Origin of the sequence: Bradyrhizobium sp. UBA2491 (assembly GCF_002341725.1) — a bacterium.
Taxonomy (GTDB): domain Bacteria; phylum Pseudomonadota; class Alphaproteobacteria; order Rhizobiales; family Xanthobacteraceae; genus Bradyrhizobium.
The window spans coordinates 289,953-302,698 of sequence record NZ_DDOP01000039.1; the positions used below are offsets into that span (position 1 = coordinate 289,953).

The window sequence follows — 12,746 nt, forward strand, 5'->3', positions numbered from 1 at the left end:
CCTGTCAATCCGTCCGCTTCGCGGTGGCCGCGACCAGCGCACTGAGGGCGAAGGCGGTGGCCGCGGCGAACCAGACCGCGGCCAGATTGATCCAGCGGTAGGCAAGAGCTCCGAGCAGCGCGCCGGCGACCAGCGCCGCCCACAGCAGCAGGTTCGGCAGCCAGGCCCAGCCCGCGCCGCCGGTCAGCGCGGCCGCGATCAGCTGGCCGGCCTTGACCAGCGCCCCCGTGACATAGGTGAGGCCGAGCCCGGCTCCGCCCTCGAGCTGAAAGACGGCGTTCTCGAGCCCCATCGCTAGCACGATAGCCGCGACCGCCGTGGCCGGCAGGCCATACGCGTAGGCGCCGGCCGCCGCAGCCAGCAGCAGCGCCTCGACCAGCAGGATCAGCGGCCGGCGATGCGCGATGCGGCTGAGCACGATCAGGCTGCCGGCCGCCGCTCCAGCGACGAACAGCACGATCAACTCCAGCGCCTCCAGGGCATGCTGCCAATGCCCCTCGGCGAGCGTCACGCCCAGCCGGGTCGAATTGCCGCTCATGAACGACACGAACAGCCCGCCGAGATGCAGATAGCCGATGCCGTCGACATAGCCGGCCAAGGCGCTGAGCGCGCAGGCCAGCGCCAGGTTGCGGCGGGATTCAAGCATGATGTCCTTGCGCCCAGGTCGGGGGCACAAGCTAGCCGCCTCGCGCCATCCTGCCAACGATCACGCCCGCGCGGGGCGTGATCGCAGGGCCAGCTCACGCCGCGTCGCGATGCGCGGCGATGATCTGGTCGGCGGCACGGCCCGTGACTTCGGCCATGCGGTCGAACTGACGGGTGAAGGTGCCGGCGCCGGCGGTGGCCGAGCGCAGCTCGACGATGAGATCGCCGATCTCGGATTCCGGCATCGTGGCGCGAACGCAGTCCCAACCGCTCCAGCCCTCGCGGGTGTCGAAGCCGAGGATCTGGCCGCGCCGCGCCGACAGGATCGCGTTGATCTTGGCGGTGGCCTCGGTCGGACAGACGATTTCGACCAGATGGATCGGCTCCAGCAGCACCGGCTGGCACTGCGGCAAGCCTTCGCTGACCCCGATCCGCGCCGCGGTGCGGAACGCCAGATCGGAGGAGTCGACGCTGTGATAGGAGCCGTCGGTCAGCGTGACGTCGAGGTCGATCACCGGAAAGCCGAGCGGCCCCCGCGCCAGCGCGTCGACGACGCCTTCCTCCACCGCGCCGATGTAGTTGCGCGGCACCGCGCCGCCGACCACCTTCTCGTGGAATTCGAAGCCCGAGCCGCGCGGCTTCGGCTTGATGTCGAGCACGACGTCGCCGAACTGGCCGTGGCCGCCGGACTGCTTCTTGTGCCGGCCGCGCTGGGTCACGGCCTTGCGGATGGTTTCCTGATAGCCGATCGCCGGCGGGTGTGATTTGACGCTGACGCCGTAGCGGTCCTTGAGCCGCTCCTGCGCGACGCGCAGGTGCATCTCGCCCTGCCCCCACAGCACGGTGTCGTGGGTGCGCGGGTTCTGGATCATCGTCAGCGACGGATCCTCCTCGTTCAGCCGCAACAGCGCCTGGCCGAGCTTGACGTCGTCCTTGCGGTCGGTCGCGGATATCGAGATCGACAGCACCGCCGCCACGGGATCGACCTTGACCAGCGACGCCGGGGCGGTCTTGCCGCTCGAGACCGTGTCACCGGTCTTGATCGCATCGAGCTTGCCGAGCGCGACCGAGTCGCCAGCCTCCGCCGACGGCCGCTTGCTGTCATGCGTGCCCGAGACCGCGAGGATGCCGGAGACGCGCCCGCTCTCGCCGGACGAGGATTGCAATGTCGCGCCGTCGTCGAGCCGGCCCGCAAGCACGCGCGCCAGCGACAGCTTGCCGCCGTGCTGCAAATGCACGGTCTTGAATATGTAGGCCAGCGCGTCCTTCTGCTCCTTGATGCCGAGTCGCGCGGCGGTCTCGGTGATGCCGGGCGCCTCGTGCCGCAACGCCTTCATCAGGCGCAGCACGCCGTTTTCGCGGCTCGCGGCGCCAAGCAGCACCGGACAGATCAGGCCTTCGCGCAATTCGCGGGAGAGATCGTCGAACACCGCGTCGCGCGGCGGCTGGATATCCTCCAGCAATTGCTCCATCAGCGCGTCGTCGTGATCGGCGAGCTTCTCCAGCATCGAGAAGCGCGCTTCCTTCTCGCGATCGAGATTGCCACCCTCCAGCGCCATCACCTCGGACGGCTTGTGCTCGCGATAGACGAAGGCGCGCTCCAGCGCGAGATCGACGAAGCCTTCGATCAGATCGCCGTTCCAGATCGGAATCTGGCGCAGCACCAACGGCACGCGCGAGGCTGGTTGCAGCGTCGCAAGCGTTTCGCGGACCCGCTTGTTGGCGCGGTCGATCTTGTTCAGGAACAGGAAACGGGGGATTGCGAGCTCCTCGAGCTCGCGCAGGATGATTTGCAGCTGCGGCAGCTTCTTCTCATCGGCTTCGCAGACCACGACCGCGGCATCGACCGCCGGCAGCGCGGCACGCATGTCGTGCGCGAATTCGACGGAGCCGGGGCAATCGATAAAGGTGTAGCTGTCACCCATAAAGCTGGTGGTGGCGGCGGTCAGGCCTACGCCCATCTTGTGTTGCCGCGCCTCGGGGCTGGCATCGCCGACGGAGGTTCCGGCATCGACGCTGCCGGCACTCTTGATGGCGCCCGTGCGCGCCAGGATCGCTTCCAGAAGTGTGGTTTTACCGCTTTGGAAAGGGCCCACCAATGCGATGCACCGTGGACCTCGGGGACTTCTGACGTCTTGTCCCATTGCCGCCTCCTCGTGTTGGAGCTCGGCCCATGATTGGGTCGGCGACCGTTCATGCTCTGCCTGCGTTTGGCATTTGGCAAGCGGGAAACTTCGCTGCGGTGCGGCGGCACGGAGATCGACCGACGCAGCGTGCAAACCATCAATGTCCGGACGATTGCATCCGGTGCGGATGTTCCTTACAGCGCCGATATGTCGCGCCAGCGTGCCGCGATTTCGAGCAGGCGCTGCACGGCGGGCGAAACATCCTCCTCGCGCCACGCAATGGTAAGCGGCGCCATGACTGTAGGATTGGCGAGCGGAATGTAGGCCACCCCGCGTCCGGTTTGCGCGCGTGCCGCAGCTTCAGGAACGAGCGACACACCGACGCCGGCGGCGATCAACCCGATCGCGGTTTGCAGATGCAGAACCTCCTGCGCCAGCCGCGGTGTGAAGCCCGCGGCCGCGCAGGCCGCCACGATCAAACCGGTGACCGAAGGCTCCGGCCGCGCCGGATAGAGCACGAACGCATCATCGGACAATTCGGCGAGCGCAACGCTACGCCGGGCGGCGAGCGGATGCGTCCGCGGCAACGCCGCGACATACGGCTCCTCGAGGATCACGCGCTGGGCCAGGCCCGCTTCGGGCAGCAGCGCCGGACGCGCGAACCCGACATCGATCCGGCGCCGCCGCAGCGCCTCGGCGATCTCCGCCGCCAGCATCTCGTCGAGCACGAGCTCGACATCGGGGCAGGCGTCGCGATAGGCGCCGACAACATCCGGAAGGCCGGCAAACATGGCGGAGCCGACGAACCCGAGCGCAAGCTTCCCCGCCTGGCCGCGGCCGACGCGCCTGGTGTCGGCGACTGCGTCCTCGAAGCTCGCGAGCAGCGCACGGGCGCGCGCAAGAAACAGCACGCCGGCCTCGGTGAGGCGGACCGGACGGCTGTTCCGCTGCAACAGCGTCACGCCGAGCTCGTCCTCGAGCTGGCGGATCTGCTGGCTCAGCGGCGGTTGCGCGATGTGCAGCCGCTCCGCAGCGCGGGTGAAATTCAATTCCTCGCCGAGCGCCACGAAATATCGGATGTGTCGCAATTCCATGCCGGCGATATAGCACGGCCACCGCCGCCACCATCATACGCAATGGCTCTGCAATCGTATCGAACCAGTATTGGACCGGACCCGCCAACGCGGACAGCCTGCGGCAAACCACAGGAGGTCGCCATGACAGCATTGGAAACAGCCTTCGCGGACGCAGCCGCAGCAGGCATCACGCAACAGAGGATCGATATCGGCGGCTTGCACGTCAATGTCGCGCGCTTCGGCAACGGACCGCCGCTGCTCCTGCTCCATGGCTGGCCGGAGTTCTGGCTGGTGTGGCGTCCGCTGATGCTGCATCTCGGCGACAGCTTCGAGCTGATCGCGCCCGATCTGCGCGGCTGCGGCGATACCGGCAAGCCGACGGCGGGACCCGACGCGTCGGCCACCGCGGAGCGCCACGCGCGCGATATGTTCGCGGTGATGGATGCGCTCGGCCATGCCAGCTTCGGCGCGATCGGCGGCGACCTCGGCGCTTACGTCATGCAGGCGATGTCACACCATGCACCGCAACGGCTGACCGGGACGCTCTACCTGTGCACGCCCTATCCCGGCCTCGGCCACCGCTACGGCCAACCCGGTCACCTGATCGAGGTCTGGTACCAGTACTTCCAGCAACTGCCATGGGCCGCGCAACTGGTCGGCAGCTCGCGCGAGTCTTGCCGGCTCTACTTCCGCCATTTCCTCGACCACTGGTCGGACGACAATCCCGCCGTGTTCGCCGACCTGCTGGAAGCCTATGTCGACAACTTCATGAAGCCGGGCAACATCCAGGGCGGCTTCGACTGGTATCTCTCGTCAGCGCCCAACCGCCGGCTCTGGCTGGAAGGCCGGCTGCCGGCGAAGCCGCGCATCGAGGTCCCGTCGCGCTTTCTCTGGGGCCGCCGCGATCCGCTGATCGCGCCCCAATGGTCGGACAGGTTGGGAGATTACTGGAGCGAACCGTCGATCAGGTTCGTCGACACCGGGCACTATGTTCACGTCGAAGCGCCCGCGATCGTTGCCGAAGAAGCCCGCGGCTTCTTCGGCCGATTGGAGAACGCTACGCGCGGAGGCTAGCGTCCCGGACGCAGTTCCAGGCTTTCGAGGCCGGCGGCGATGTTGACGCCGACCTGGCCCTGCACGCTGAGCGGTTGCAGGGCAATGGTGTTGTCGGAACCGCCGACCAGCACGTTGCCGCCGACGCCGACTCCGAGCGTCGCGCTGCCCTGTGCGCCTGCATAATTGCCCGACAGCGCACCGGGCCCGAGCCGGTCCACCGGCGCATAGACGCCCCAGGCCAGCGCCGATTCCTGGGTGATGCCGAGATCGATGCCGACCTTCTGGATGGTCGCGATGTAGCGGTCCTCGGGCAGGCCACTGGCGCGCAGCACGCAGCCGAGATGGGTCACGGAACCGACGATGAAGCCGACGCTTGCGCCACCGCGGCATTCCAGGACACCGACCTGCACGCGCTGGATCGGCTGTTGGGCGCTGGCACCAACGATAGCGGTCGCCAGCGTGGCGATGGCAGCACCGGCGAGGAGAATGAAGCGACGCATGGTGGGGAGTCTCCGGCTGAGAGGCATGACGCGAGCAGAGAACAGAACGGCGCCGTGTCTGCGGCGCCTTCCATATCCTATGCCATAACGTCGAATGTGCAGCCAGAATTTGCGGTGCCCGGCCACCGATTGTTGCGGGATGTGGCGGCGTTGCTATGCCCCGGCGATCGCGCAGAACCTGTCACCCGATCGACAAGACACGACACATAAAAAAGAGGCCCGCTTTCGCGGGCCTCTTTGATCGAACGCCGACCGGCTTAGTGGTGGCGATGATGACGGCGGTGATGGTGATGACGGCGCGGACCGCCAGCACGGACCGGCTCGAGGTCGATGCCGGCGATGCCAGCCGCGACGTTGAGGCCGGTCTGGCCTTGCAGGCTGATCGGCTGCAGCGCGTAGGCATTGTTCGGACCGCCGAACAGGAAGTTACCGCCAGCGCCCAGGCCGACCGAGGCGTTGACGCCGAAGCCGCCGTAGCTGCCGGCGAGCGCGCCGCGCGGGACCACCGTGGTCGGCGCGCTGACGGCCCAGGCGAGCTGGGTCTGCCCGGTGAAGCCGAGGTCGACGCCGATCCGCTTCACGGTCGCAAGATACGGCTCGGGCCGGCGGCCACCGCTCTGGAACACGCATTCGAGGCGGGCGACCGAGCCGACGACGAAGCCGACATTCTCGCCGCCCTGGCATTGCAGAACCCCGGCCTGAACCTGCTGGGGCGCCGCGTTGGCAGTGGCGAACGGCGCCAGCAACGCGAACGCTGCAAGGGTGAGTGTCGAAAGTCGCATTGGTTTGTCTCCGCAAGGTGAACTGAATTTGTGCCGCGGACACAATGCAAGGGTCGTGTCCAAAACAAGGCAGTTCGCAAAGAGGCCGTAAAAACTTCCCGCGTGTGGCATTGATGTTCGCGCACACAGGCCGTGAGATGAGCAGGTTGTGATTTGACTCTGCGTTTTTACCGCTGGGCGATCCACGTACACAAACAGAAACGCTCCCGCATCTGGTGCGGGAGCGTCTCCAGGTTCGAGGTTTTCTGGTTCGAAACCGGATTACCTCAGATTGCCGCAGAAGCGCTGGATGCGCTTGCAGGCATCCTCGAGGTCCGACGTCTTGGTGGCGTAGGAGATGCGGAACGCGGGTCCAAGCCCGAATGCCGAGCCCTGCACCACGGCGACGCCCTCGCTCTCGAGCAGCTCGGTGACGAACGCCTCGTCGTTGTCGATCACCTTGCCCGACGGCGCGGTCTTGCCGATCGTGCCGGCGCAGGACGGATAGACGTAAAACGCGCCTTCCGGCCGCGGGCACTCGATGCCGCTCGCCTGGTTGAGCATGGAGACCACGAGGTCGCGGCGCTCCTTGAACACCTTGTTGTTCGCGGCGATGAAGTCCTGCGGACCGTTGAGCGCCTCGACCGAGGCCCACTGCGCGATCGACGACGGGTTCGAGGTCGACTGCGACTGGATCGTCGCCATCGCCTTGATCAGCGGCGCCGGGCCGCCGGCGTAGCCGATGCGCCAGCCGGTCATGCAATAGGCCTTCGACACGCCGTTCACGGTCAGCGTGCGCTCGTAGAGGCTGGGCTCGACCTGCGCCGCGGTGGTGAAGACGAAGTCGTCATAGACCAGGTGCTCGTACATGTCGTCGGTCATCACCCAGACATGCGGATGCTTGACCAGCACGTCGGTGATCGCCTTGAGCTCGCTCCTGGTATAGGCCGAGCCGGTCGGGTTCGACGGCGAGCACAGGATCACCCATTTGGTCTTCGGCGTGATCGCCTTCTCGAGATCTTGCGGGCGCAGCTTGAAACCGGTCGAGGCCGGGCAGACCACCGGCACCGACTCGCCGCCGGCGAGCGCAACCATCTCGGGATAGCTGACCCAGTACGGCGCGGGGATGATCACCTCGTCGCCCGGATTGATGGTCGCCATCAGCGCATTGTAGAGCACCTGCTTGCCACCGGTACCGACGATGATCTGGTTCGGCTTGTAGCTCAGGCCGTTCTCGCGCGAGAACTTGTTGATGATGGCTTCCTTGAGCTCCGGAATGCCGCCGACATCGGTGTACTTGGTCTTGCCGGCTTCGATCGCGTGGATCGCCGCCAGCTTGATGTTGGCGGGCGTGTCGAAGTCAGGCTCGCCGGCGCCGAGGCCGATGACGTTGCGGCCCGCGGCTTTCAGCGCGCGTGCTTTGTCCGTGACCGCGATCGTTGCGGACGGCTTCACACGGTCGAGCGCAGCGGACAGGAAGGCCATTATCATCTCCTGGCAAACGTCGTGAGCGATTGGGCCACGACTTGATTTGAATGGGATCGCGGCACCCTAGGCCTGTCGCCGCTGCATCGCAAGAAGCTTGGCGCCAATGCAGGAAATCTTTCGCGCAGGACTCGCGGGATGCGCAATATTCCACAAGTTCCGGCGCCAAATAGCTCATATCCGGCAAGCTCGATCGCGTGCGCGCCAAGCCTGCCGAAACAGCCTCCAGGCAAGTGCGTTGGCGCGGATTGCTCCGAGGACAATGTGCAGTGCGGCGGCTGTCCGACAGTGCAGGCAGAGGCCCCGTCCGGCGCGGCGAGTGGCTGTCGCATCGCGCGTTAAGTTTCGTGAATTGGCACGGCGGCCGAGGCACGAGCGAGGCACCGACCGGCACCTTGCACGACGTCGCGCGGGCGTGATCCGAGTTGTTCTGCCGTGTTGATGGAATCGTTCTGCACGCGTGCAGTGCGGTAGACGTTTCGACTTTTTCCATGTTCCGGGGCTTGCGACGCACCGGTGTCGGCATCATTGTTTAGCGGCGTTGCGGTGTGACAGGCCGCGCAACTTTTGAGCGTACCGTCTCCCTGACCGAGTGAACCCCGACGCACCGAGTGAACCCCAACGCAATGTACAAGCTCTATTCGATGCAGCGCTCCGGCAACAGCTACAAGGTCCGGCTGGCGCTCGCCGTGCTGAACACGCCATACGAGGCGATCGAGATCGACATCCTGCGCGGCGAGAGCCGTACCCCGGACTTCCTGGCCAAGAATCCGAGCGGCCAGGTGCCGCTGCTCGAGGTCGCCGAAGGCCGCCACCTCGCCGAGTCCAACGCCATCCTCTGGTATGTCGCGATCGGAACGCCGCTGGCGCCGGAATCGCGGATCGAGCGCGCCGAGGCGCTGCAATGGATGTTCTTCGAACAGCACGCGCTGGAGCCGAACATCGGCGCCGCCTATTTCTGGCTGTCGCTGGTCAAGGGCGGGCGCGACTTGCAGACCCACGCGCTGGAGGACTGGATGGAGCGCGGCTACGCGGCGCTCCAGGTGATGGAAAATCACCTCAAGGGACACTCGTTCTTCGCCGCCGAGCAATTCACCGTCGCCGACATCGCGCTCTATGGCTACACCCACGTCGCCGACCGCTGCGACTTCGACCTGGCGACCTTTCCGTCGATCCGCGCCTGGTTGAAGCGGGTCGAGCAGACCCCCGGATTCGTCTCGATGGATTGGCGGCCCGGAACCGAGGCCGAGCCTCCGGCTTGCCTGGTGGCCGGCGTCTGAAAAGCGGGAATAGCGGGGAAACTGCCCAAATAGCGGGCAAAAAGCCCGCCACAGCCGTATTTTAGCCATTTTCGGGCAGGCCGGCCGCCGCAATGTTGCCTGTGACGATGGGCAGATTTGCTCGGATGTCGCGAGTGATTCGCTCGCGACCTGAGGGATTTAGACCATGAGACGGTGGTCCGGCACGGTAGGCTTCCATGGCCGCCCTGCCCCAGTGGCATCATCCCGGCTGACCAACGCGATCGCCGCGTCGCTCGCGCTTGGCGCGCTGACGCTGTGCCTGGTGGTCGCCGTGACGGTGCTGTCGAGCAACATCACCATGGCAATTCCGGTCCCGGCGTAATCAAGCACTTCCCGATTGGCACCTGATCCGCGGCAAGGCGCGGGAGAGACAGCGGCGCGACATGATGAAGACCCCCGTCGGACTTGTGACCGTGACGCTGTCGGTGGCGATCCTGCTGGCGGCGTCGCTGCTGATCGTGACCGGCACGCAGGGCGAGGACCGCGCGCGGCCGGCGCACGTAACGGCGCCTGCCGCCAAACCGGCTCCGCAGCACTAGAGCGCCGGGCAAATGCATTTGCGCTCAACGCAACCTCGTCATGCCCGGCCTTGTGCCAGGCCATGACGGTGCGGAACGTCTAGCTCCATTTGTGGAAGATGAAGAACGCGCCGGCGGCGATGAAGGCAAATCCGAGCGCGTGATTCCAGCCCAGCGGCTCCTTCAGGTACAGCACCGAGAAGCCGGCGAACACGACCAGCGTGATCACCTCCTGCATGGTCTTGAGCTGCGCCGCCGAGTAGACCGCACTGCCCCAGCGATTGGCCGGCACCGCCAACCAGTATTCGAAGAACGCGATGCCCCAACTCACCATGATGACGATGGGGAGCGGATGATCCTTGAACTTGAGATGACCGTACCAGGCAAAGGTCATGAAGACATTCGAGGCAAACAGCATCAGGATCGGCAGCAGCGACGGCGAAATGGCGGGCATCGATGTCCTCTTGCGGGCAAGGCAGGCGGCAACCGGCAGGCTCGAAACCGGGTTCAATGCCGATCTGCATATCATTTGAATTGAAGGCTGCGAAAGCTCGCCTGGCCGCGGCAACCGCCTCTTAACAGTCGGAGCGGAAATGCCGGCGCCGTTGCGGCGCTGTCGTCAAACTATGGGCCTGTCGTTCGTTTGACAAACAGACAGCGAGAACGCGCATGCGGTTCGAATGGCGTGCCATTTCAGGTCCGGCCTTGACGGCGATCACAGCGCTCGCCGCCTTCCTGATCGATCGCCTGGTCGTCGCGGTGCCCAATCCGGCACCGCTGTTCGTCTGCATCGTCGCGCTGGCCAGTTCGATCAACGGCATCACTTCCGGACTGATCTCGGCGGCGATCGCGGTAGCCGCCTCGGCGCTGTTCTTCCTCGATCATCGCGCGCTGCCCGGATACGACGCCGTCGACGTAGCGCGGATGCTGATGCTGGCCGCGACCACCGCCGGCACCGCCTTGATCACCGGGATGCTGCGACAAAAATGGATCGACGCCTTTGCCGCAGACCAGCAGCATCACGCCACCGCGGCGCGGCTCGCCGCTGCGCTCGACCAGGTCGACATCGGCATCGTGCTGCTCGATGCCGACACCCGCGCCGAATTCATCAACCGCGCCTTCCGCGATTATTTCGCGCTGACGGATGCCCAGGCCGACAGCAAGCCGCCCTTCGTCGCGCTGATGTATCATGGCCGCGACACCGGCGCGTACGAGCTGCCGGAAGACGAGCTGAGCGCGTTCATCACCAAGCGCATCGAGATGATGCGCGCAGGCGATTCCACGCCGATCAACCTCGATCTCGCCGACGGCCAGGTGCTGCGCTTCAGCTGCACCGCACTGCCGGACGGCGGCCGCATGCTGAGCTACACGCCGGTGACCGACCTGGTCCGCCACACCGACGATCCCGCCCGGGCCGGCGAATATCGCGCCCGGCGCGCCGGGCGCGAACGCCATCTGGCGCGGCTCATGCGCGCCGCCGAGTGAGGCGCGCCCTCGTTCGCAATTGATCCTGCATCTCCGCCCCGATAGAAGATTGCAGCGATGCGCACGCATCGCGCAACGCAGGATCGATCATGGCCGACGACGTCACCATCCGCTTCGTCACGCGCGACGACTACGCTCAGTGGCTTCCCTTGTGGGACGGCTACAATGCCTTCTATGGGCGGTCCGGACCGACCGCGCTCGCGCCCGAGATCACCGCGATGACGTGGCAGCGTTTCTTCGATGCCTATGAGCCGGTGCATGCACTCGTCGCCGACGCCGGCGGCACACTGCTCGGGTTGACGCACTATCTGTTTCACCGCTCGACCACGGCGATCGCCCCGACCTGCTACTTGCAGGACCTGTTCACCGGCCAGGCCGCGCGCGGCAAGGGCGTCGGCCGCGCCTTGATCAACGGCGTCTACGCCCAGGCCCGGCTTGTGGGATCGCCGCGCGTCTACTGGCAGACACACGAGACCAACCACACCGCAATGCAGCTTTACGATAAGGTCGCGGACAAGCCCGGCTTCGTCATCTATCGCAAGATTCTCTGAGCGTGTTCGCGGTTTGTGGATTGCACAGAGATGTCACCGGCGCGTTACAAAGCCCGGCTAGGCTTTTGCTTGCGTAAGATCAGGCCCCCCGTCTCAGATCTCGCGCCCCGAGCGGTCCCCGTCAGTCGCCGCGTCTGACCGGGACCGCTTTTTTTGCGGCATTGCCATGCACGATCGGCGGTAGGGCGACACCTTGCCGGCCCGCGACGCGACCGTCACAATGCGCGACCCCTCGCCTATCCCACAGGATTGTCTCATGGAAATTCGCAATCTCGGCGGCTCCGGCCTGCGCGTGTCCGCGGTCGGCATCGGCTGCAACAATTTCGGCCAGCGCACCGATCTCGAAACCTCGCGCAAGGTGATCCACAAGGCCATCGATCTCGGCATCACGCTGTTCGACACCGCCGATATCTATGCCGGCATGGGCGGTTCGGAAACCGTGCTCGGCACCGTGCTGGGCGACCGCCGCAAGGACGTCGTGCTCGCCACCAAATACGCCAAGCCGATGGCGGCCGACGGCACCAAGCAGGGCGCCTCGCGGCGCTACATCGTGTCGGCGGTCGAAGCGAGCCTGACGCGGCTGAAGACCGACTACATCGATCTCTACCAGCAGCACGATTACGACCCGCTGACGCCGATCGACGAGACGCTGCGCGCGCTCGACGATCTCGTCCGCCAGGGCAAGGTGCGTTACATCGGCAACTCCAACTTCCCGGCCTGGCGCATCGCGGAGGCGGAATATGTCGCGCGCCAGATGAATGTGAGCCGCTTCGTGTCCTGCCAGGACGAATACAGCCTCGTGGTGCGCGACATCGAGAAGGACCTGCTGCCGGCGGCGCAAGCCTACAATCTCGGCCTGCTGCCGTTCTTCCCGCTCGCAAGCGGCCTGTTGACCGGCAAATACCAGCGCGGCGCCGCCGCCCCCGCCGACACCCGCTTCGCCAAATCGCCGGCGCTGAAGGATCGTTACGTGACGCCACGCAACGAGGCCATCGTCGAGAAGCTGCAAGCCTTCGCGCAGGCGCGCGGCCACACCATGCTCGAACTCGCCTTCTCCTGGCTCGCCGCCCGCCCGCAAGTCGCAAGCGTGATCGCCGGTGCCACCCGCCCCGAGCAGGTCGAGCAGAACGTGAAAGCGATCAACTGGAAGCTGACGGCGGAGGAGATGACGGAGATCGACGGGATCACGAAGGGGTAATTACCGGCGTCGTCCCGGCGAACGCCGGGAGGTGGATTCACACT

At 65.9% G+C, this 12,746-nt stretch carries 14 protein-coding genes; 7 read left to right on the plus strand and 7 right to left on the minus strand.

The window, feature by feature from the left end:
- Positions 1–4 precede the first annotated feature (4 nt).
- From B2W55_RS12635 to B2W55_RS12645, 3 genes are all read right to left on the minus strand, one after another.
- Positions 5–646 carry a YoaK family protein gene (locus tag B2W55_RS12635; protein ID WP_024585128.1) on the minus strand — a complete coding sequence of 214 codons (642 nt, stop codon included), beginning with the start codon at positions 644–646 and terminating at the stop codon, positions 5–7.
- Between the two features lie 94 nt (positions 647–740).
- Positions 741–2,789 carry an elongation factor G gene (locus tag B2W55_RS12640; protein WP_024585129.1) on the minus strand — a complete coding sequence of 683 codons (2,049 nt, stop codon included), beginning with the start codon at positions 2,787–2,789 and terminating at the stop codon, positions 741–743.
- 176 nt (positions 2,790–2,965) lie between these two features.
- Positions 2,966–3,865 carry a LysR substrate-binding domain-containing protein gene (locus B2W55_RS12645; RefSeq protein ID WP_024585130.1) on the minus strand — a complete coding sequence of 300 codons (900 nt, stop codon included), beginning with the start codon at positions 3,863–3,865 and terminating at the stop codon, positions 2,966–2,968.
- A gap of 123 nt (positions 3,866–3,988) precedes the next feature.
- On the opposite strand from B2W55_RS12645, the gene B2W55_RS12650 reads away from it, so the two are divergent.
- On the plus strand, positions 3,989–4,921 hold the full coding sequence (locus B2W55_RS12650; RefSeq protein ID WP_024585131.1) for an alpha/beta fold hydrolase: 933 nt from the start codon (positions 3,989–3,991) through the stop codon (positions 4,919–4,921).
- Here the strand turns inward: B2W55_RS12650 and B2W55_RS12655 are convergent.
- The 3 genes from B2W55_RS12655 to B2W55_RS12665 form a co-directional block, all read right to left on the minus strand.
- Entirely contained in the window at positions 4,918–5,403 is a 486-nt protein-coding gene (locus tag B2W55_RS12655; protein WP_024585132.1) for a DUF992 domain-containing protein, read from the minus strand. The genes B2W55_RS12650 and B2W55_RS12655 overlap by 4 nt on opposite strands.
- Before the next feature lie 257 nt (positions 5,404–5,660).
- A complete protein-coding gene (locus tag B2W55_RS12660; RefSeq protein ID WP_024585133.1) occupies positions 5,661–6,185 on the minus strand; it encodes a DUF992 domain-containing protein in 525 nt (174 codons plus the stop codon).
- Between the two features lie 261 nt (positions 6,186–6,446).
- On the minus strand, positions 6,447–7,649 hold the full coding sequence (locus tag B2W55_RS12665; RefSeq protein ID WP_024585134.1) for a pyridoxal phosphate-dependent aminotransferase: 1,203 nt from the start codon (positions 7,647–7,649) through the stop codon (positions 6,447–6,449).
- Positions 7,650–8,275: 626 nt separating this feature from the next.
- Between B2W55_RS12665 and B2W55_RS12670 the strand changes: the two genes are divergently transcribed.
- From B2W55_RS12670 to B2W55_RS12680, 3 genes are all read left to right on the plus strand, one after another.
- On the plus strand, positions 8,276–8,929 hold the full coding sequence (locus B2W55_RS12670; RefSeq protein ID WP_024585135.1) for a glutathione S-transferase family protein: 654 nt from the start codon (positions 8,276–8,278) through the stop codon (positions 8,927–8,929).
- A 166-nt stretch (positions 8,930–9,095) separates the two neighbouring features.
- On the plus strand, positions 9,096–9,272 hold the full coding sequence (locus tag B2W55_RS12675; protein WP_168200264.1) for a hypothetical protein: 177 nt from the start codon (positions 9,096–9,098) through the stop codon (positions 9,270–9,272).
- 64 nt (positions 9,273–9,336) lie between these two features.
- Positions 9,337–9,489, plus strand: coding sequence for a hypothetical protein (locus tag B2W55_RS12680; protein WP_162487055.1), 153 nt, complete (start codon positions 9,337–9,339; stop codon positions 9,487–9,489).
- Positions 9,490–9,568: 79 nt separating this feature from the next.
- Here the strand turns inward: B2W55_RS12680 and B2W55_RS12685 are convergent, their stop codons facing one another.
- Positions 9,569–9,922: a DMT family protein gene (locus B2W55_RS12685; RefSeq protein WP_024585136.1), complete on the minus strand. Its 354-nt coding sequence runs from the start codon at positions 9,920–9,922 to the stop codon at positions 9,569–9,571.
- Positions 9,923–10,137: 215 nt separating this feature from the next.
- Here B2W55_RS12685 and B2W55_RS12690 point away from each other — a divergent pair, with 215 nt between their 5' ends.
- The 3 genes from B2W55_RS12690 (at position 10,138) to B2W55_RS12700 (ending at position 12,702) form a co-directional block, all read left to right on the plus strand.
- Positions 10,138–10,953, plus strand: a complete 816-nt coding sequence (locus B2W55_RS12690; RefSeq protein ID WP_024585137.1) for a PAS-domain containing protein — start codon at positions 10,138–10,140, stop codon at positions 10,951–10,953.
- Between the two features lie 89 nt (positions 10,954–11,042).
- Complete coding sequence (locus B2W55_RS12695; RefSeq protein ID WP_024585138.1) at positions 11,043–11,504, plus strand: GNAT family N-acetyltransferase; 462 nt, start codon at positions 11,043–11,045, stop codon at positions 11,502–11,504.
- A gap of 256 nt (positions 11,505–11,760) precedes the next feature.
- Complete coding sequence (locus B2W55_RS12700; protein WP_024585139.1) at positions 11,761–12,702, plus strand: aldo/keto reductase; 942 nt, start codon at positions 11,761–11,763, stop codon at positions 12,700–12,702.
- The last annotated feature ends 44 nt before the right edge of the window (positions 12,703–12,746 follow it).